This window comes from Pirellulales bacterium (assembly GCA_035939775.1).
Classification (GTDB): domain Bacteria; phylum Planctomycetota; class Planctomycetia; order Pirellulales; family DATAWG01; genus DASZFO01.
The window spans coordinates 1-19,102 of the sequence record DASZFO010000262.1 but is presented as its reverse complement, the minus strand read 5'-3'; the positions used below and the strand labels follow the sequence as shown (position 1 = coordinate 19,102).

General features: G+C 60.4%; 21 protein-coding genes. 13 read left to right on the top strand and 8 right to left on the bottom strand.

The features are described from left to right. The 8 genes from VGY55_16410 to VGY55_16375 all read right to left on the bottom strand — a co-directional run. Positions 1 to 615: HAD-IIB family hydrolase (locus VGY55_16410; protein HEV2971561.1), on the bottom strand; the 615-nt coding region annotated here is incomplete at its 3' end. Between the two features lie 7 nt (positions 616 to 622). Continuing rightward, positions 623 to 1,009, bottom strand: coding sequence for a hypothetical protein (locus VGY55_16405; GenBank protein HEV2971560.1), 387 nt, complete (start codon positions 1,007 to 1,009; stop codon positions 623 to 625). 73 nt (positions 1,010 to 1,082) lie between these two features. Next, a complete protein-coding gene (locus VGY55_16400; GenBank protein HEV2971559.1) occupies positions 1,083 to 1,406 on the bottom strand; it encodes a hypothetical protein in 324 nt (107 codons plus the stop codon). 58 nt (positions 1,407 to 1,464) lie between these two features. Then, entirely contained in the window at positions 1,465 to 3,360 is a 1,896-nt protein-coding gene (locus tag VGY55_16395; protein ID HEV2971558.1) for an AI-2E family transporter, read from the bottom strand. Positions 3,361 to 3,387: 27 nt separating this feature from the next. Further along, positions 3,388 to 4,155 carry a hypothetical protein gene (locus VGY55_16390; protein ID HEV2971557.1) on the bottom strand — a complete coding sequence of 256 codons (768 nt, stop codon included), beginning with the start codon at positions 4,153 to 4,155 and terminating at the stop codon, positions 3,388 to 3,390. A 2-nt stretch (positions 4,156 to 4,157) separates the two neighbouring features. Further along, entirely contained in the window at positions 4,158 to 5,012 is an 855-nt protein-coding gene (locus tag VGY55_16385; protein ID HEV2971556.1) for a transglutaminase family protein, read from the bottom strand. An 889-nt stretch (positions 5,013 to 5,901) separates the two neighbouring features. Further along, entirely contained in the window at positions 5,902 to 6,321 is a 420-nt protein-coding gene (locus tag VGY55_16380; GenBank protein HEV2971555.1) for a hypothetical protein, read from the bottom strand. Positions 6,322 to 6,533: 212 nt separating this feature from the next. Beyond that, complete coding sequence (locus VGY55_16375; GenBank protein ID HEV2971554.1) at positions 6,534 to 6,785, bottom strand: BON domain-containing protein; 252 nt, start codon at positions 6,783 to 6,785, stop codon at positions 6,534 to 6,536. Between the two features lie 433 nt (positions 6,786 to 7,218). Here VGY55_16375 and VGY55_16370 point away from each other — a divergent pair, with 433 nt between their 5' ends. From VGY55_16370 to VGY55_16310, 13 genes are all read left to right on the top strand, one after another. Beyond that, positions 7,219 to 7,626 (top strand): DUF2294 domain-containing protein, encoded by a 408-nt coding sequence (locus tag VGY55_16370; GenBank protein HEV2971553.1) that lies wholly within the window; start codon positions 7,219 to 7,221, stop codon positions 7,624 to 7,626. A 109-nt stretch (positions 7,627 to 7,735) separates the two neighbouring features. Beyond that, a complete protein-coding gene (locus tag VGY55_16365; GenBank protein ID HEV2971552.1) occupies positions 7,736 to 8,575 on the top strand; it encodes an MBL fold metallo-hydrolase in 840 nt (279 codons plus the stop codon). Beyond that, complete coding sequence (gene hemW / locus VGY55_16360; GenBank protein HEV2971551.1) at positions 8,566 to 9,771, top strand: radical SAM family heme chaperone HemW; 1,206 nt, start codon at positions 8,566 to 8,568, stop codon at positions 9,769 to 9,771. Before VGY55_16365 ends, hemW begins: the two co-directional genes overlap by 10 nt. A 173-nt stretch (positions 9,772 to 9,944) precedes the next feature. After that, complete coding sequence (gene metK, locus VGY55_16355; protein ID HEV2971550.1) at positions 9,945 to 11,141, top strand: methionine adenosyltransferase; 1,197 nt, start codon at positions 9,945 to 9,947, stop codon at positions 11,139 to 11,141. Positions 11,142 to 11,249: 108 nt separating this feature from the next. Beyond that, positions 11,250 to 12,095 (top strand): hypothetical protein, encoded by an 846-nt coding sequence (locus tag VGY55_16350; GenBank protein ID HEV2971549.1) that lies wholly within the window; start codon positions 11,250 to 11,252, stop codon positions 12,093 to 12,095. Beyond that, positions 12,092 to 12,562: a hypothetical protein gene (locus VGY55_16345; GenBank protein HEV2971548.1), complete on the top strand. Its 471-nt coding sequence runs from the start codon at positions 12,092 to 12,094 to the stop codon at positions 12,560 to 12,562. Before VGY55_16350 ends, VGY55_16345 begins: the two co-directional genes overlap by 4 nt. Before the next feature lie 6 nt (positions 12,563 to 12,568). Further along, positions 12,569 to 12,769 carry a type II toxin-antitoxin system VapB family antitoxin gene (locus tag VGY55_16340; GenBank protein ID HEV2971547.1) on the top strand — a complete coding sequence of 67 codons (201 nt, stop codon included), beginning with the start codon at positions 12,569 to 12,571 and terminating at the stop codon, positions 12,767 to 12,769. Continuing rightward, a complete protein-coding gene (locus VGY55_16335) occupies positions 12,766 to 13,176 on the top strand; it encodes a PIN domain-containing protein (GenBank protein ID HEV2971546.1) in 411 nt (136 codons plus the stop codon). Before VGY55_16340 ends, VGY55_16335 begins: the two co-directional genes overlap by 4 nt. A 101-nt stretch (positions 13,177 to 13,277) precedes the next feature. Beyond that, positions 13,278 to 14,501, top strand: coding sequence for a cysteine desulfurase family protein (locus VGY55_16330; GenBank protein ID HEV2971545.1), 1,224 nt, complete (start codon positions 13,278 to 13,280; stop codon positions 14,499 to 14,501). Between the two features lie 763 nt (positions 14,502 to 15,264). Next, positions 15,265 to 16,413 (top strand): DnaA/Hda family protein, encoded by a 1,149-nt coding sequence (locus VGY55_16325; GenBank protein HEV2971544.1) that lies wholly within the window; start codon positions 15,265 to 15,267, stop codon positions 16,411 to 16,413. 318 nt (positions 16,414 to 16,731) lie between these two features. After that, the gene (gene dnaN, locus VGY55_16320; protein HEV2971543.1) at positions 16,732 to 17,850 is read left to right on the top strand and encodes a DNA polymerase III subunit beta; all 1,119 of its coding nucleotides are present in this window, start codon (positions 16,732 to 16,734) and stop codon (positions 17,848 to 17,850) included. Between the two features lie 46 nt (positions 17,851 to 17,896). Then, on the top strand, positions 17,897 to 18,208 hold the full coding sequence (locus VGY55_16315) for a DciA family protein (protein ID HEV2971542.1): 312 nt from the start codon (positions 17,897 to 17,899) through the stop codon (positions 18,206 to 18,208). Positions 18,209 to 18,401: 193 nt separating this feature from the next. Next, on the top strand, positions 18,402 to 19,102 hold a 701-nt coding region (locus VGY55_16310), incomplete at its 3' end, for an ATP-binding protein (protein ID HEV2971541.1).

Sequence of the window (19,102 nt, the reverse complement as noted above, 5' to 3'; positions counted from 1 at the left end):
AAAGATCATTTCTTCAATTGCGATCCCAAGAATGTCTCGCAGCTTTTTGATCCCGTAGGCTTTGTCGATGCCGGGCCTCGTGACATCAATCGACGTCGAACCACCCAGCCGGACCGAAAACTCGGGAATCAACGTGTCGAGGACGGCCTTCATCTTCTTTCGTTTGGAGAAATCAGGGTCCCATTTCACTTTTTCGTTTAGCGGAGCTTCCTGACCCAATGCCGAAAAGGTGATTTGACTTCCCCGGTCTTCAATCACTTCTCCCCAAACCTTCTCGGGCTTCACGCCCGATAGCTCGATCGCCTTCTTCATCGAACTGACAATCTTCTCTTTCTGTTCAGCGGTAAAATCCTCGGCGTAGATCCTTTCCCAGCCTTTGTCGTATTTGTAAAATTGCGTACCACACGTAGGAAGGAGCGACAGATTCTTCAAGCTTTCGTCACCGACAAGGCGAGAGAGCACCTGTTCTTGGAACTGCGCCCAACTGCCGCCGGAAATCACAGCGACCTTGATAAAACCAAACAGTTTATCCAAGAGTGCTGCCATCTCGGCATCAAGCGACGACTTGCTCTCGGCAAGTGTTCCGTCCAGGTCGAACACGATGAGCTTTTTCATTGGACCATTATTTCGTCAGCCCTTCATTGACCCATGCGCCAAAGTAACCGAAGTGGTGCCCGCCATGCTGCGTTGCGATGTTGGTTGCTCGTATGGCCTCATCGCGATCGTTGGCCTCGATGCCCAGAGCAAAATGCCCGTTTCGAATCTCCGCGATTCCAAATTGGATGACGTCCGATTCCGCGTCTCCCATGAAGAAATCATTTTCCGAGCGTTCCAGCAGTTGGATTCCATCTTCGCCGTGCAGCACGAAAACGCTTGACTCGGCGAAGCCGGCCGCGCTCAGCGCCTTAGTTACGGCATCGCATTGGAGTTGCGTATCGACGAAACCAATCGCCCGGCCGGCCGGCGCCGGCATTTTCTGACCATGATCGTCCACAGGTTTTACAGACATTTGATTATCCTCATGATCGATTCTCCTCGGTAAGAGACTTGACTCATCGGTTCACAACCTGGGCGGCTGGGCGCTATTCCTTGATAACGAACACGCCATGCTCTGACGTGAACACCAGATAGGCACTGCCGTCGACCCCAAGCTTCGTGATTTCAAAAATGGTCCCCCTATTGGCGTCACCTACCCACTGCCTCCACGTGACGGTTTCGCATTTGGTAATCGGAATCACTTTTTGAGGCGTCAATGGGCCGTCGAGCCCCTCCGCCTTCAGTGTCGGAAGAGGTTTCGGCTCTCCCGCTTCAGCGTTTCCGTGTCCGAGATGCGCGAGCGCCCAAATGATCGTGGTGAGTCCGATCAATATGAATGTCGATAGAAAGATTTTTCGGGCCGTGGTCATTGGACTTCTCCCTTGATGGTTTTCGTGGTTTCCGAAATGTTACGTGCTTTGACTGGGTTCACACTCGCCGGAGGACCGGTTCCGCCACGTGGTCAGGCGGCGCCGGCTCTTTAGGCTCCCCTCCGAGCGATTCGGTTATCCGGCGGACCTGCTCCTGAGCGTCTGCCAGCGTGGCAACCACTTCGGCCGCTGCGCCGGAACCGATGCGGTTTCGGGCCTTGTCCACGTCGCCGGCTGCCTCCCATAGCCCGATCAGGATTCGGACGGCCGGAAACTCCCGATGAAGGCGCTTGAAAAGGTGCCGAGCGTGCATGACGGCGGCCGGCGCCATGGCGGAAATGCAAATCACGACCGCTTCATGCTTTTCCACAAAATCGACGATTTCGCTGGCCTCTGCCGTAATCGAAACGGATTGCACCGTGCATTCATCGGCCCTCAATAGTTGCGCGAGCATCATTCCGGCGATCTCGTCTGCCTCGGTGCGAGCCGGCATGCACAGGATGCAAGGCTTCGATGAGCTGATCGGGGCGACAGAAAACGAACTGATCGGGGCGACAGAAGCCGAACCTTCATCCGCCTCATCCGGAGGTTCGATTTTGATCGGCGACGGGTCCGTCCGCTGGCTTTCGCCGAGGCTTTCAATGATCTCCTTCACGCTTTGAAAGATGAAGGCATGCCGAGCGTCGTTCAGCTCGCCGCGCAGCCAGTGCGTTTCAGTCAGAGCGAGCGCGGGAATAAGCACGGCGTCGTAGATTTGAGCCAACGGCTCGTGCTCCAAACGCTCTTCCAACAACTCGACGGCTTCTTCTTGATCGCCGGCGAGCAATCGTTGATAAACGCGAGTCTTGGTTTCGAAGACCGGTTCGTCGCCCAGCAGGATGGTCAAGAAAGATAATTGCGGAACGTGCTTTCCAATGACCAACAGGCATACGGTCAGCGGGGTCGCGAGAAGCAGTCCTGGGATTCCCCACAACCACGTCCAAGCAACCGCGGCGACGAGAACCGCCACCGGCGAGACCCCCGTGTGCTTGCCATAGAGCCAGGGCTCCAGGACGTTACTAACCAGTAGTTCCAAAACCAAAAACAGCGCGAAGGTCAGGATGGGCGCGAGCCAATTGTCTGAGATCGCCAGCGAAAGGCCGATGGGCACAGCCGCGGCGATCCACACACCGATATATGGGATGAACCGCAGCGCCGTCGCGACAATTCCCCACAGGACCGCATTAGGCACGCCGATTAGGTAAAGCCCAATAGCGACCAGCGCGCCAAGACTGGAGTTGACGATCAATTGCATCAACAGGTATCGGCTGACTCGCGCGGCCGCGTCTTCCAACACGCGCGTGGTCTGAGTCAATTGGCCACCGCCCACCAAGCGAATGAATCGATCGCGCAAATCGTCGCGCCGGATGAGGAAAAACACGACAAGGACGGCTACGACACCAATCGCTCCGAGCACTCCGATCAGCGTTCCAAACATTCCGCTGATGACATCCATTGCACTTGGCGGAGATGAAATCAGGCGAACTGAGAATGGTCGGTCGCTGGTTCCTTGCGGACCGTCGGCGTGCTTGTATTGCGCGAACTCCTGGGCTGCATGCGTTGCTCGGCTGAGGGCGGCGCTCACGCGGTCGTTTACCGAGTGGAGCTTGACCTCGATATTGCTTTGGTATTCAGGCAGTTTGGGCGCCAAGTCGGTCAATTGAACGACGGCCGTCCAGATCACGAGCCCCAAGACCAAAAAGCATGTGAGAGCCGTAACCAGCACTGCCGGGACGCGGGCCAGCCCGCGCCGCTCAAGCCAATCGCAGATGGGACTCAGCAAGAAACTCAACAGCATGGCCAGCGTCAATGGAACGAGCACGTCCTTAGCCAGGTACAGGGCCGCGATGACGACGGCAATCGCCGCGAGAGTCAACATCCACGGCTGTTTGGCCGAACGATCTTTGCTTTCCATGGTTTCCTCACTCGATCTTACCCGGCTTCACGAGGTCGCCGCCCGTTGTTCCAGAACGGCGGGCTTCGCACATTCGAACTGCACCTCTGGCATTTCCAGCATCGCGCGGCGGAGCGCTTGCTCCCATTGCACGCGGATCGTCCTCAAATCGGGGTCGTCCGCGGCAAACCGGCGGCAGCGCTTGATTTGGAAATCGTTGGCGGAGTACACGGTCAGATCGATCGGCGGCCCGACCGTCACGTTCGAGCGCATGGTCGAATCGAGCGAAATCAGAGCGTACTTGGCTGCCTCGTCGAGCGATGTGCTCGAATAGCGGATGCCGCGATCAAGAATCGGCCGGCCGTACTTGAATTCGCCGATCTGCAAATAGGGCGATTCTTCCGCCGCCGCTTGCGGGTTGCCCTGGGGATAGACAAGGTATAAGCCATGGCGCTCGCCGCGGATCTGCCCACCCAGAATAAAGTGGATGTTGTACCGGTAACCGTCGCGTTCCAGGGCGGGCCGGTCGAGTTCCGAGACGGCACGGACCTGTTTGCCGACCACCCGCGCGGCGTCGTACATGGTCGAGGCCGCGGCCAGTCCCGTTCCATTGTCGAAGTCTCGGCGAAGCAGCGTAACCACCGACTGCGACAGCGATAGACTGCCGCTGCAAAGGAGAACGAAGGCGCATTCCCCAGGCTGAACGAATCTGTGCATCTTGGGGTAAACGCTCACGTCGTCGGAGCCCGCGTTGGTCCGCGAGTCGGACGCTAAAACCAGACCCTCGTGCGTCATAATCCCCAGGCAATAGGTCATGGTCACCAGCCTCCCACAACGGATCGCAACGGCCGCCTCAGGGAATCTTCTTGCACTTCATCCGTCCAAACTTGGAAGGATTGAAGTTGATTGACGCCGAACGTCGTGGTCATTGCCACGTCCGCCGCATCGCGGCCGCGGGCCATCAGCACTCGGCCAATGCGCGGGACCTTGTTGCGGGCATCGAAGGCGTACCATTGTCCGCCTAAGTACGCTTCGAACCACGCGCTGAAATCCATCGGGTAAGGAGCTACGGGCACACCGATGTCGCCCAGATAACCGGTGCAGTAGCGGGCCGGGATGTTCAGGCAGCGGCAGAAGGTGATGGCCAAGTGCATGTAGTCGCGGCAGACGCCTGCCCGCTCTCGGTAAATGCCCAATGCCGTTCGATTGGCTTGCGCTTGCGAATAGTCGAAGCGAATATGTTGGTGAACGAAATCGCAGATCGCCTTGACGCGAGGCCAGCCGGGAGTGATTCGGCCAAAAAGCGTCCAGGCGATGTCCTTCAGCTCGCTGTCCACCTCGCAATAACGGCTGGCCAGCAGAAACAGGAGGACCTCGGGCGGCAAATCCTGCACGTTGAGTTGCGGCGCATTCCACACCTGCAAATCGGGCAGGCCGCAATCCGCGACGATCGCGTCGTTGCGAAACACGACCCGTCCTGCCGGCACGAAAACGCGGCCGCAGCGATTGCCATAGGAGTCGATGTACTCCCAAATCGACGCCGCCGGGTCCACCTCCAGACGCTCGGGCTTCTTGACCGTCGGACCGCGCGAGGGATGCAAATAGAGCATCACGACGAGCGCCGTTGGCTCCGGAAAGACGAACGCAATTTCATGGCCAACGTGGATCAGCATGCCTCATTCGACCTTCAGAGCCAATCCGAGAACCGCCGGGGACTGTCCCCTTTTTGCGCAGTCTGCGGAGCAAAACGGGGACTGTCCCCTTTGCCCAGGTGGTTCTCGGATAGGCTCTTAACCGCCCACCGCGGGAAAGGACCAAAAAAGCCGACGTCGCTGAACACCCTAGGGTATCCAACCACGTCGGCCTACTCGTTAACGAGCCTCCCGGCATTCCGGGCTACTCTTTATCTAGTCTTCCGAATATCGCGTTCTCAACTCGTCCACGTTCGCAGGCCGCGATTAAGCCATGCGGGAGCCCGCCGCCGCGCGCCTCATAACAAGCATCCAACGTGTCGCTTCACCGACGCCCGCGGCTCCAATAGTAGCCGCCGCCCCCGCCGAACAGCAGGACCAAAACGACGATCAAGATGATTAGCTCTGTACTTCCCATGGTCTTCCGCTCCCTTTGCTTGGATTAGGATCAAACGCAGGCATTCCCGATGATCGCGGCGGCCTGACGCCGCCGATAGTCACAAAAAAAGCCGACGTGGCCGAAAACCCGAAGGTGCTCGGCCACGTCGGCTTACTCGTTAACGAGCCTCCCGGCATTCCGGGTTGCTCTTTATTTAGTCATCCGACGATTGTAAGACAGCGGCTCCGCGCTTTAACGACGTCGGCTCCCACTGACTGCCCTTATTCTACAGCGTTTGGGCTGGTAACACAAGCGGAATTCCAATTGCGTTGCATGGTTGCCGGTGTGCCGCGATGACGGCTTTGACGCCTGAGCAATGGCGCGGAAATCCCCGGCGGACTTGTTAGTCGCTGTATGCTGCTCGACATTCACTTCGAATAAACCTGCAATTGAGCAACAGGTCGTCTTCGTCTTCGATGCGGCTCGCGACCATTATCCATTCTTCACTTTGAGTAGATTGAAGATCAAGCTGGCATAGACCGTGAACGGCATGGCCAATTCCGCGAGAGAATCGCGGTACAGCGACAACGTGAGGATCTTGTTGGCGCAGCCCCGGATTGCGACGCTAAAACGGATGCCGTTCTGGGGATCGTGACCATCAAAACGTGCGTCGATGTCGCGATCGGTTCCTCGGAAGTGCGTGTCGCTAAGTATCGCCTGGCTTTCTGATACGGTCTCGATTTTTTTGCGTCGGTCGGCGTCGAGTCGCTCGATCGAAGGACGTAGCTCGGCGACTCCGGCCAACTCGTGGTTACGAAGAACGGAAACGATCAACAGCTCGCCGGTGGCTCGATTCACGAACTCGCAACCATTCTCGGCCGGTTGCTCTTGCCACGCGCCGGGCAGAGACATCTCAAAATCTTCCTTGTCGATTGGCGTGGCGGCATTTGTTTTCCGTCGGCTGCTCGCAATCGCGGCAGCCGCTCGGCTTGCCCAAACGTAATCCCGTTGCGGCGAAATCCGCTCGAACAATCCCATGTCCCCTCCCTGCAATTCAATGGATCGCGAATCTCTCCATTGGGATATTGCGATCGCAGTCGGCCGATTGCCAGGTCGAATTTTGTTCAATGCCGGCCGGGAGTTGCAATCAGCTTCAGCGAGTCGATCACGCGCCGTACGCCGTCCACACCCCGCGTCGCATGAAGGACCGCTTGTCGCTGGTGCGCAAATTGAACGGACCCGGTCAACGTCACCTGGCCGTTCACCGAGGAGACGACGACTCGCGACGGAGCGCGAATTCCGCAGGACGTCAACTTTTGCGTGATGAACTGAATGATCTTGGGATCGGAATTCTTGATGCTATTGCTTTGATACACGGCACAATTCTCTTTCTTTGAAACGGTTCCGAATCGAACTTTATTGATTCACGATTTCCATCGCCGGCGCGATTGCGGTCTTGGATCGCCGTTGACCACGACTGCCCAACACGGCCGATTGCCAAAAAAAACCGACGTGGCCGAAAACCCGTAGGTGTTCGACCACGTCGGCTTACTCGTTAACGAGCCTCCCGGCGTTCCGGGTTGCTCTTTATGTAGTCATCCGAGATATTTCACTGCTGCGTCAGCGGCTCCGCAGTCCAACTCATCGCAACTCCGCTGACCCTTTTATTGTACAGCGCAGGACCGGGAACGCAACTGGGTTATCGCCGCTAACATGCATTTGCTATGATATGGTCATGGTTGCCGCGGCGAAACGCACTCCTGTTCGATTGGCAGGTGTGCGGGCCTTTGTCTCCCTTGGCGCGTAAAAATGAATCGGAGCGCGTTCGAGACCGTGATGAAATCACAAGGAGAAATTGAAGCCGTCATCTGCGAGGGGATCAATCGCTTCGAACAGGATTATATGGGTCGGGGACCCAAGAGCATCCATGCTCATCTGTTGGGCGATCTGCTCGTCGTCCGATTGCAGGGCGTTTTGACCGCCGCCGAGCAGCACCTGGTCAAGTCGCTCCCGTCCGCGAAGGGGAGGGACCTGCTCAAGCAAGTGCGAACCCATCTGATCGAAACGGCGCGGCCGGTGATGGAGGCCATGATCGAGGACGCGACCGGCGTCAAGGTGGTGAGCCTGCACCACGACATCAGCACATCAACCGGCGAGGAAGTCGTTCTCTTCACCCTTGCCGAGCCGCCCCCGTTCAGGGACATGAAGAAGAAATAGCGGTCGGCTGCCAACCTGCGGTTCGCCGCCCGCCACTGTCCCGTCGCGCGCTGCAAAGATACACTGACTGATCCAATTCAGGATCAGGGATCGCTTCATGAGCGGCGGGATGGTCGACAATTCGCCGGTGCGCACGATCGTTCACAAGGGCCTGACGATCGAGGGGTATTCGCGCGCGGCGGTGCAGACCTATTGGCGGATCCCGGAGCTGAAGATCGGCTTCGACTTCGGCGCCCAGCCCTGGTCGTTCATGGGCACGAGCACCTGGTTCGTCTCGCATACGCATCTGGATCACGTGGCGGCGCTGCCGGTCTACGTCGCGCGGCGGCGGATGATGAAGATGGAGCCGCCGACGATTTATTTACCCGAATCGACGATCGAGCACGTCGAGAAGATTCTCAAGCTGTTCACGCGGCTGGATCGAGGGCGGATGCCGTGCCGGCTGCTGCCCCTGCGACCGGGCGACGAGATCGAGTTGTCGCGCGAGCATGTGGTGACCGTATCGGCGACGCGGCACACGATTCCTTCGCTGGGGTTCGTCGTTTGGGACCGGCGGCGGAAGCTGAAGCCCGAGTTTCACGGCCTGGCGAGCGATCAGATTCGCGATCTGCGGCTGGGTGGGACCGAGGTGACGGAAGAAGTGCGGATTCCGCTCTTGGCCTATCTCGGCGACAGCTCGCCCGAGGGCTTGGACGCCTGCCCGGCCATGTATCAGGCCCGCGTCTTGATCACGGAGGTGACGTTCGTCGCCCCTTCGCATCGAAAGGACAAAATCCACAAATACGGTCACATGCACCTGGATGATATCGTGGAGCGCCGCGTGCGGTTCGAAAACGAAATGATCATCGCCTCGCACTTCAGCACCCGCTACATCGACAGCCGAATTCGCCGGCTGGTCGAACGGGCGCTCCCCGATATGCTCGGCGGAAGACTACAGCTATGGCTGTAGCAAGTATGAAGTACGAAGTACAAAGTACGAACCGCAAAGAGCAGGAGATGCGCGCGTTTGGCGGGCGTGCCATGCCACGGTCGGCTTACATTCACGTTCCGTTTTGCGCGCATCGCTGCGGGTATTGCAACTTCACGCTCGTGGCTAGGCGGGATGATCTGGTCGAGCCGTATCTGACTGCGATCGAGTGCGAATTGAGCGGATTGAGCGAACCTCGCGAGGTCGATACGCTCTTCTTCGGCGGTGGGACGCCCACGCAGCTCAAGGGGCGGCAACTTGAGCGGCTCTTGGAAACCGTGCTCCACTGGCATCCGCTCGCCGCTGGACATGAATTCAGCGTCGAGGCGAATCCCGCCGATCTCGACGCCGAGACGGTGCGAATCTTGACCGAGCATGGCGTCACGCGCGTCAGCCTCGGGGCGCAATCGTTCGATCCGCGGAAACTGCGCCTGCTCGATCGCGACCATCAAGCTCCCGATATCGAGAAATCGATGCGGCTGCTGCGGCAAGCGGGGCTGGCCGTTTCGCTCGATCTGATCTTCGGCGTTCCGGGCGAATCGCTAGAGGGTTGGCGCGCCGATCTGCGGACCGTGTTGCAACTTCAACCGGACCATATCTCAACCTACGGGCTAACCTATGAGCGTGGGACCGATTTCTGGCGGCGTTTGCTGCACGGCGAATTGACTCGACTGGATGAGGAATCCGAGCGTGCCATGTACTCCGAAGCGATCGACACGCTCGCGGCGCACGGCTTCGAGCATTACGAGGTGTCGAATTTCGCCCGCCCGGAAAAGCGCTGCCGGCATAACGAAGTTTATTGGTCGGGAGATGAATACTTCGCCGCCGGGCCTGGCGCCAGCCGCTACGTAGCGGGCGTGCGCGAAACCAATCACCGCAGCACGACGACTTATCTCAAGCGCATGTTGGCCGGCCAGTCGCCCGTCGCCGAGCGCGAGCAACTCGATCCGGAAGATCGGGCCCGCGAACTCTTGGTCTTCGGCCTGCGCCGCATCGAAGGAATCGATCGCCGCTGGTTTGCCGCTCGCACCGGCTTCGATCTCGACGCGTTGGCCAGCGAGCCGTTGGGGAAGCACGTGGCACTCGGCCTCCTTGCCGACGACGGAGAGCGCGTGCGACTCACCCGCGAAGGTCTCTTTGTGAGCGACGCAATTTGGCCGACCTTTCTGCGGCGATAATTCATCGGTCTTTCAGACGGAGTGCAGCCTGAATTCATGCTGTCGATTGACCTATACTTTTGTAACCGTTGCGTGCCTCGACATTTGCCGCGTATAATATCGGTTTACCAGCTTTCCCGAGCCTTCCGCGGGCGCTTTCCGCCATTTCAGTCGAGCGAGACAGGAGACATTTCGTGCCAGCCGGAAAATACTTGTTCACGAGCGAATCGGTCAGCATGGGGCATCCCGATAAATTGGCCGATCAGATTTCCGATGGGATCCTCGACGCCCTGATCGCCCAGGACCCGCAGAGCCGAGTCGCCTGCGAAACACTCGTCACCACCGGCATGGCGATGATCGCCGGCGAAATCACCAGCCGCGCCACAATCGACTATCCCTCGGTCGTCCGCAGCGCAATCCGCGACGTGGGCTACGTCGACGACGAGTGGGGCATCAACGCCGACACCTGCGCCGTGATGGTGGCCGTCGGAAAGCAAAGCCCGGACATCGCCCAAGGGGTCAATGAAAACGCGAGCGCCGGCAAAGAGATCGGCGCCGGCGATCAAGGGTTGATGTTCGGCTACGCCACGAACGACACTCCGGAACTCATGCCGTTGCCGATCGCGCTGGCCCATCGGATCCTCCAGCGGCTCACCGAAGCGCGCCAGCGGAAAGAGGTCGATTGGCTCCGTCCCGACAGCAAGAGCCAGGTGACCGTCGAGTTCGACGGGCCGCGGGCGGTGCGGGTCGATACGGTCGTCGTCTCGACGCAGCATGCCCCGCAAGTCACGCACGAAAAGATTCGCCGCTACGTGATCGACCAGATCATCCGCCCCTGCTTGCCGGAAGACCTCGTCAACGGCAATATCACCTATCACGTCAATCCGACGGGCCGGTTTGTCGTCGGCGGACCGCAGGGAGATTGCGGCTTGACGGGGCGCAAAATCATCGTCGATACCTACGGCGGCTGGGGCCGGCACGGCGGCGGCGCATTCAGCGGCAAGGATCCGACGAAGGTCGATCGCAGCGCCGCCTACATGGCCCGGCACGTGGCGAAGAACATCGTCGCCGCTGGCCTCGCCGATCGTTGCGAGCTGCAATTGGCCTACGCGATCGGCGTTTCGCAACCCGTGAGCGTCAATGTCGATTCCGATGGGACAGGTCGCATCGAAGACTCGCGGATTTGCGAGTTGGTGAAAGACCTGTTCCCGCTTTCCCCCGGCGGGATCATCAAGTATCTCGATCTGCGTCGGCCCATTTATCGGCTGACCGCCGCGGGCGGGCACTTCGGCCGCAGCGAACCCGAATTCACTTGGGAAAGCACCTCGCGAGCCGCGGAACTCGCCGAAGCGGCCGGCCTCAATGCCAGCTTGAGCGCCGCGATTGGCTGACGAGTGCAGTCCTTGCGCTCCGCCGGGAGGACTGCTTTCTCACACGGAGCGTGAGTAGTACACTGGCCCTAGCCAGTGCCACACGTTCGTTCCGCTCGGGAGTCGCGCATGGAAGCCCCTTCGATTCGTCTCGCGCCGCGAAACTCGCCCCTGCCCGATCGGATTTCGTTGCGGCTCGCCAACCTGTTCGGGGCGATCTTGATCGTTGCGCTGGTGATCGCGGCGCTGGTGCTGTCCGCTCGTCGCGTGGCGGGCGGATTGAGCGAGCCGCTCCCGCCAATTTCTTTGGCCTCAACCGGTCTGATCGCGGCTATCGCGGCGGCCGGCTCGCGCCGACTTGCTGGCTCGCCGAATCGCGGCATGTCGGCGGTTGTCCGCTGGTTGCCTGGAGGCGCGCTCGTCGCCTTGGCGATCGCCATCTCGCTGCCCGGCAGTTCGCCGACCGGGCTGACGATTCTCTGGCTTGCGATCGTTGCCGAAGAGACTTGGAGCTGGCAGGAATCGACAGCAATTCGCGCCGCCGTGCCGCCGTCCGCGAGACACGATATGCCAGCAGCACCGAATGCTTCGCAAATCCGCGACCTGCAGTTGGCGCAGCCGTCGCTGCCACGATTGCCTCCACCGGTGGCGACCAGCGACGTCGTGCAGCAACTGGTTCGCACTCGCTCGGCCGCGGGGCTCGACCGGATGCAAGGCTGGCTTAGGACGGAATTCGAGCCGACCGAGCGGAACGCGACTTTGCACGTCGCCTTTTGTCCTCCGTTCGCGGAAGCTCCCCGGCTGACGGTGCTCCAAATTTCCGGACCGGCCGCACGGATCAAGCCGGTGCAATTGTTGCCGTACGGAGTTAGATTGGAGGTCAAGCGGCTGCTGGCCGGCCACGATCCGGCCACCGTCGTCCTCGAATTTTCAGCCGAGTCCGCGCCGGCAGCCACGCCAGACGAATCGCCATGAATTCAATCCCGCCCTTCAGCGACCCGCAGCACCGCGCCGACGACGACCACCTTAAGACATTGTCAATCCTGCACTTTGTCTTGGGCGGGCTGAATCTTTTCGGCGGAGCATGGGCCATCGTTCAATCCACGTTCTTCGGTCCCTTCATGGAAAAGATGTTTGCCGATTTCGAGAAGAACGCCGCCGCACGTGGGCAAAACGGCCCATTCGTGCCCGACATGAGCGCCATGATGCACGGGATGATGAAATTCTTCACGGTGCTGGCGATCGTCTGGGCCGTCGTCGGCGTTTTGAATATATTTTCGGGCTACTTCCTGCGGCACAAGAGGCATCGCACCTTCTCGCTGATCGTCGCCGCGCTCAATTGCCTGCACATCCCATTGGGCACGGTCCTCGGAGTGTTCACGTTTATCGTGCTGGGCCGCGGCTCAGTCCGCGAGGCATATCAGAACAAAACGAGTGACTGATACGCTATGGCAACGAACCTTGGCATCGATGAGAAACTCTTGAACGAAGCGCTGCGGCTCGGTGGGCAGAAAACGAAGAAAGCCACAGTGAATGAAGCGCTGCGGGAATTCATCGCCCACCGCAAGCGCGTGCAGGGACTCAAACTCTTCGGCACGATCGACTACGAGCGCCGCGAGCATACGCCGGCCCGGCGAGGCAAGCGATGATCCTCCTCGAAACGTCGCTCTTGTCGCTGGCCTATGAAAGGCGCTCCGGGCCCGACCCGCGGCCGGTCGCCGCGCTGCGGCAGATGGTGCGCGAGAACGTGTCGCTGGCGGTCCCGGGCATCGTCTGGCAAGAGTTGCTCGCGGGCGTGCGAAGTGAGGAGCAGCGCGAACTCCTGAAAACACACTTGGCCGCGTTTCCGATTTTGCTCGCCAGTGAAGACCTTCACGTTTCCGCGGCCCGGTTCGCGCAAGCCTGCCGCGCCAAGCGCATCGCCTGCTCGGCGGTCGAGGCGCTCATCGCGGCGCATGCCGTCAGCGGCAAAGCCTCGCTGTTCACGCTGAATCCGGCCTACGCCCCGATTGCCCGCCAAGCCCGCTTCGAGCTATTCGATTCTCTCGCAGTGTAGTCTTCACGTTCCGCGTAAAGAATCGCCTCACGCGGAGCGTGAGGAGCACACTTGCGGAACCAGTCGCGCGCCGCGCGGGCCGTGAAGTCTATAATGCTCCCATGCAGCCCATCTACCTGGATCACAACGCCACGACGCCGCTCTTGCCCGAGGTGGCCGATGCGATGGCCGAATGTCAGTCGGCCGGCTTCGCCAACCCGGAGAGCCAGCATCAACTCGGCCGCCGCGCTCGGCAGTTGCTCGAAGACGCCCGCGAGGGGATCGCCGAAAACCTCGGGGCCGATTTGAGCGGCCGCGAACCAGACCGCCTGATCTTCACCAGCGGCGGCACCGAGGCAAACAATTTGGCGCTGTTCGGTCTGACGGGAGCTTTATCCGCCGCGCCCGCCCGGATCATCATCTCGTCAATCGAGCATCCGAGCATTTCACAGCCGGCGGAGTTCTTATCGCGCCGAGGCTGGCATCTGAATCGCTTGCCGGTCTCGCGAGACGGCGTCTGCGAAAAAGGGGACATTCTACTTTTTAAGACTGGACCAACAGCGGCGCGATCCAACTCTGAAAAAAGTGGAATGTCCCCCTTTTTTCCCTTGGTGGCCAGCGTCATGCTCGCGAACAACGAGACGGGCGTGATTCAGCCGATCCGCGAATTGGCGGCGCTGGCTCACGCCGCTGGCGTGCCGCTGCACACCGACGCGGTGCAGGCGGTCGGCAAGGTGCCCGTGCATTTCCGCGAACTGGGCGTCGCCGCGATGACCGTGGCCGCGCACAAGTTTCACGGACCGCGCGGCATCGGGGCGCTCATACTTCATGGCGGAGTGCAACTCAATCCGCTCTTGTTCGGCGGTTTCCAGCAGCAGGGCCTGCGCCCCGGCACTGAGCCGGTCACGCTGGCGGTCGGTATGCACGCGGCCCTGCGCATATTCGCCCGCGAGCAAACAGATCGCTGCGAGCGTATGACCTTGCTGCGCGACCGCCTCGAGCAATCGCTCCTCACAGCCTGGCCTTCGGCCGTCATCCACGGCGCCGCCGCGCCGCGCTTGCCGAACACCACGTGCATTGCTTTCCCCGGTCTCGATCGGCAGGCGCTCGTCATGGCGCTCGACCTGGCCGGAGTTGCATGCTCGACCGGCAGCGCATGCGCCAGCGGCTCAAGCGAACCCTCGCCAACCTTAGTGGCCATGGGCCTCTCCGACGAACTCGTCGGCAGCAGTATCCGCTTCAGCTTGGGCGCAACTACGACAACGGAAATGATTGATGAAGCAATCGACCGAATCTCGAACGTGCTGGAAGGATTCCGTTGTCGGTCTCCTCGCGACCGATTATGATGATTGCATGGCAAACGGACTCTCCTCACAGAGCGAGCAGTATCTCGATCAGGTCGTCGCCACAGGATTGTTTCCTTCCAAGGAAGCGCCCTGGAGGCCGCGGTCGTCGCGCTCCGCGAAAAGAACGAACAGATTCCCTTTATTCCCGACGAGCACATGGATCGCGTCGAACAAGCGATCAGATCAGCGGATGCAGGGCTCTGTCAGCCGATGACGGACGCAGATTGGTCACGTCTACGCGCCTCGGCTCGTCAAGCGGCTGCCGAAGGGCACGGTAGTCAGTGACGCGCACCGCGCTTCGAACGCCCGAAGCCGTTGACGATCTGGATCAAATTTCGCGGCATATTGCCCGCGATAGCCTCACCGCGTCTCAACATTGGCTGGCAGAGACACGTTGTTCAAATCGCTTTCGACTCGTCCCGAACTCGGTGAACGCGTGAAATCCCGTCGTTTCGGCGATGCGCGGCGGCACGTTCATGTCAATTATGCCATTTACAACCGTCCGGTTCTCGACGGAGTCCAAATTCTGCGCGTGCTTCATGGAGCGCGAGATCATCGACGATTGGTCTGAGAACGCGGAAATAGAGCACCTAACTTTCGTTCGTCTAAGATGCTGCAATACTGCGACTTACGACGGACAAATAACCTCAAAAAATCGCGTTTGTCTGCTCGCTGAATCGGCCCGAAACCGCTATAATCTTGGTTTCGTTCCAGCCGTCTTGCCGCATCAGGCAGTTCATCATTTGTCGTGGACGGAGCCGCAGTGGTCGATCGCGTTTTTTCCATTCCGCTCGTTGCCGATCTGCCGCTGGCGGATGCCGATTCGGGGAGTATATCGCTCGCCGCTGAGCCGCGATCCGCGCCGCCGAGCGCCAATCGCGCCAGCAGTGGCGATCGAGCCAGAAGCGGCGACCGAGCGAGCTGCGAGTTTCTCGCCGGTCCCGAGAACCGCTTGCTCGGGGTGGCGGTCGCCGCGCTGCTCGACGAGAACGAGCCGCGCTACAATCCGCTCGTCATTTATGGCCCGCCGGGCACCGGCAAGTCGCACATCGCCCGCGGCCTAGCGGCCAAGCGAATGTTGCGAAATGGCTCGGCGGGCGAAGTCGTCTTTACGACTGGGGCCGATTTTGCCCGGCTCCTCCACGAAGCGATCGAAGGCCGGACGACCGCCCGATTTCGCTCGCGATTTCGCGGCGCGTCGCTGTTCATCCTCGATGAGCTGACTCAATTGGCCACCAAGCGCGTAGCGCAACAAGAGTTGATCCATACATTGGAAGCGATCATCGCCGCCGGCGGGCAAGTCGTCATCGCGTCGCGCACCGCCCCCGAGCAAATGAGCGCGCTGGCCGCCGGGCTGCGGGGCCGCCTGTCGGCCGGGCTGGCGGTGTCGCTTGCTCCCCCGGCGGCCGCCGCGCGGCTGGCCCTTGTTGAGAGGTTCGCGGCCCTACGGCGAATCGCAATCCCCGAATCGGCCGCGCGCACCCTGGCCGACGGCCTGAGCGCCACGGCCCCAGAGTTGTCTGGCGCGTTGGCCGAGCTGCAGATGCAAGCCGAAGTCGAGCAAACGTCGATCGACGTCAAGCGGGTGCGGCGGTTCCTCGCCGAACGGCAAGTTCGGCTCCGCCCTAGCCTGCGGACGATCGCCGGGCTATCAGCCAAATACTTCTGCTTGCGGATCAGCGATTTGACCAGTGCCTCGCGTCGCCGCGCGGTCGTGCAGGCTCGAGCGATCGCCGTTTTTCTTGCCCGCCAACTCACCGGCAAAAGCCTTGAGCAGATTGGCGCATATTTCGGTGGCCGGGACCATACGACGGTGCTGCACAGCTTTCGCTCGATCGAGGCTCGTGTCCGCACCGACCCAACCACGCGCCGCGCCGTATCCGATATCCGCAAACGAATCGCCAGTGCATGAGTTTGAAAATCACCTGTGGAAAACCTGTCGGCAAGCTGTCGAGAATCCCTCATTGGCAGACACCGACGAACACGATCAACCGCCGCGGCAAAAACCGACTCTGCCGACCAACGCCCAATCACCATCGAGCCGACATCCGATCGACATGTTTTCCAGACTCGAAATCGGAGCCACTTTCATCGTCTTACCGCTAAAATTCGGCCCTTTGCAAAGTCATCGCCGGGGTAATCGACAATTGGCCCCGCCTCTCTTCTAATACTGCTGTATAAAGAAATCACATTACATAGAAAGAAAGCCAGTCCCGGAAAGGCGTCCACGATGAAACTCATTTGTGATCGCGAACAACTCCTCTCGGCGTTCCAAACGGCCGCGGCCGTCGCCCCGTCGCGCAGTCCCAAGCCGGTCCTCCAGAATGTGAAGATCGAAGCCACAAAAGAATCGGTCGTTCTCTTGGCAACCGATCTTGAGGTCGGCATCCGCATCAAAGTCGCCGGCATCGAGGTCGAGGCGCCGGGCAGCGCGCTGTTGCCGATCGGTCGCGTCGGATCCATTCTCCGTGAGAGCGGCGGCGACACGAAGCTGATGATCGACACCACAGCGAAAGGCACGGTCATCAAAGGCGAGCGGAGCGAATTTCAGCTCCCGGCCGAGAACCCCGACGAATTTCCGAGCGTTGCTACATTCACCGACGGGAAGTACCACGAGGCGGCCGCCCGGCTGTTCCGCGAACTCATTCGCCGCACGATCTTTGCCACCGACAATGAATCGAGCCGCTACGCGCTGGGCGGCGTGCTCATCGAGATGGTCGAAAAACGGATCACCGCCGTTGGAACGGATGGCCGTCGGTTGGCCAAGATGGAAGGCCCTGCCCAAAGCGTCGGCGGGCATCAAAATGCCGACATGATGACGATCGTCCCCGCCCGTGCCATGCAGCTCATGGAGCGGGCGTTCACGGATGCCGATGAGCAGGTGCAGATCGCCGCCCGGGCGAACGACGTGCTGGTTCGCAGCCCACGAGTGACGATCTACTCGCGGCTGGTCGAAGGGCGTTTCCCGAAGTGGCGCGATGTCTTTCCGCAACGGCAGGACGTGCAGAAGATCGAGTTGCCGGTCGGGCCGTTTTTCGCGGCGGTCCGGCAGGCCGCGGTCGTCACCAGCGAGGAGAGTCGCGGCGTGGATTTCACGTTTTCCGAAGGGCTTTGCACACTCGCGGCCCGCGCGGCGGAGGTCGGCCAATCGCACGTCGAATTGCCGGTCAGTTATCAGGGACCAAGCGTCTCGATCATGCTCGATCCACGTTACCTGAGCGATTTCCTCAAGGTGCTCGATCCGGAGAAGACGTTCACGCTGGAATTGAAGGATGCCGCCAGCGCCGCCGTCTGCCACACCGACGACGGCTACGGCTACGTGATCATGCCGCTGGCCCGCGATCGGTGAACCGATCAAGGGATGGAACCGCCAAGGCGCCAAGGAACGGTAGGGCATGAACAAAGGACGGCCGAAACCGATTGCCGACATCATGGCGCAGCTCATGGCGCGCCGCGGTTATGCTCGCGAGCAATCGGCGGCGGCCTACGGCGAGGCGTGGCAAGCTGCCGCCGGCGCCGCGATCGGCCGCTGCACGCGCGCCGGCGCCATCCGCCGCGGGGCGCTCGAAGTGCTCGTGGCCAATTCAACGTTGATGCAAGAACTGACATTCCAGAAATCAGCCCTACTGGCGAAACTACAACAACTCCTGCCCGACGAGAAGCTCTTGAACCTTCGCTTCCGCGTCGGGCCGATTGCAGATCAATGACGAGCGCTCGATTCTCTCCCTCTCCCTTCGGGAGAGGGCCGGGGTGAGGGTGCTTTCGTCACATCAGGTTTCCTGGGGACAAACTCGCACAAATATAAAAGGCTTATCCATGACCGACGATCCGATTCAACCCACGGGCGGATCTCCTCCGCAGACGCCCGCCAACAAGCTTCCCTCGTCCGCCGACCAGAACATGGCCGAGACCGAGCGGGAGACGGTCGAAGGCGCGTACGGCGCGGACCAGATGAAGTATCTCTCCGACCTGGAGCATGTTCGCCAGCGGATCGGCCTGTACATCGGCGACAACGGACCACGCGGCTTGCACCACCTCGTCAGCGAACTCGTCGATAACGCGATCGACGAAGCGATGGCCGGCCATGCGAAGGAAGTCACCGTCACGATCAACGTGGACGGCTCGGTGGTCGTGGCCGACGACGGCCGCGGCATCCCCGTCGAGCGGCACCCGCAACTGAGCGAGAAGCTGGGCAACGACATCTCGACGCTCGAAGCCGTGATGACGGTCCTCAAATTCGGTGGCAAATTCGACAAGCAAGCCTACAAGACTTCGGGCGGTTTGCACGGCATGGGATCGAAGGTCGTCAACTTCCTCTCGGAATGGTGCGAGGTCGAAGTCCGCCGCGAGGGGCACGTGTATCAGCAAGAGTACAGCCGCGGCCGTCCCAACGGTCCCGTCCACCGCTTGGGCCGCGCCGAGAAAACCGGCACGAAGATCACCTTCAAGCCCGACTCGCAGGTCTTCCCTAGCACCAAGTTCGAGTACAACGTGCTCCACCGCCGCTTGCAGGAACTGGCCTTTCTCAACAAGGGCGTGAAGATCGTCTTTCGCGACGACCGGACCGGCGACGGCGAGACGATGCAATACGACCGCGGCCT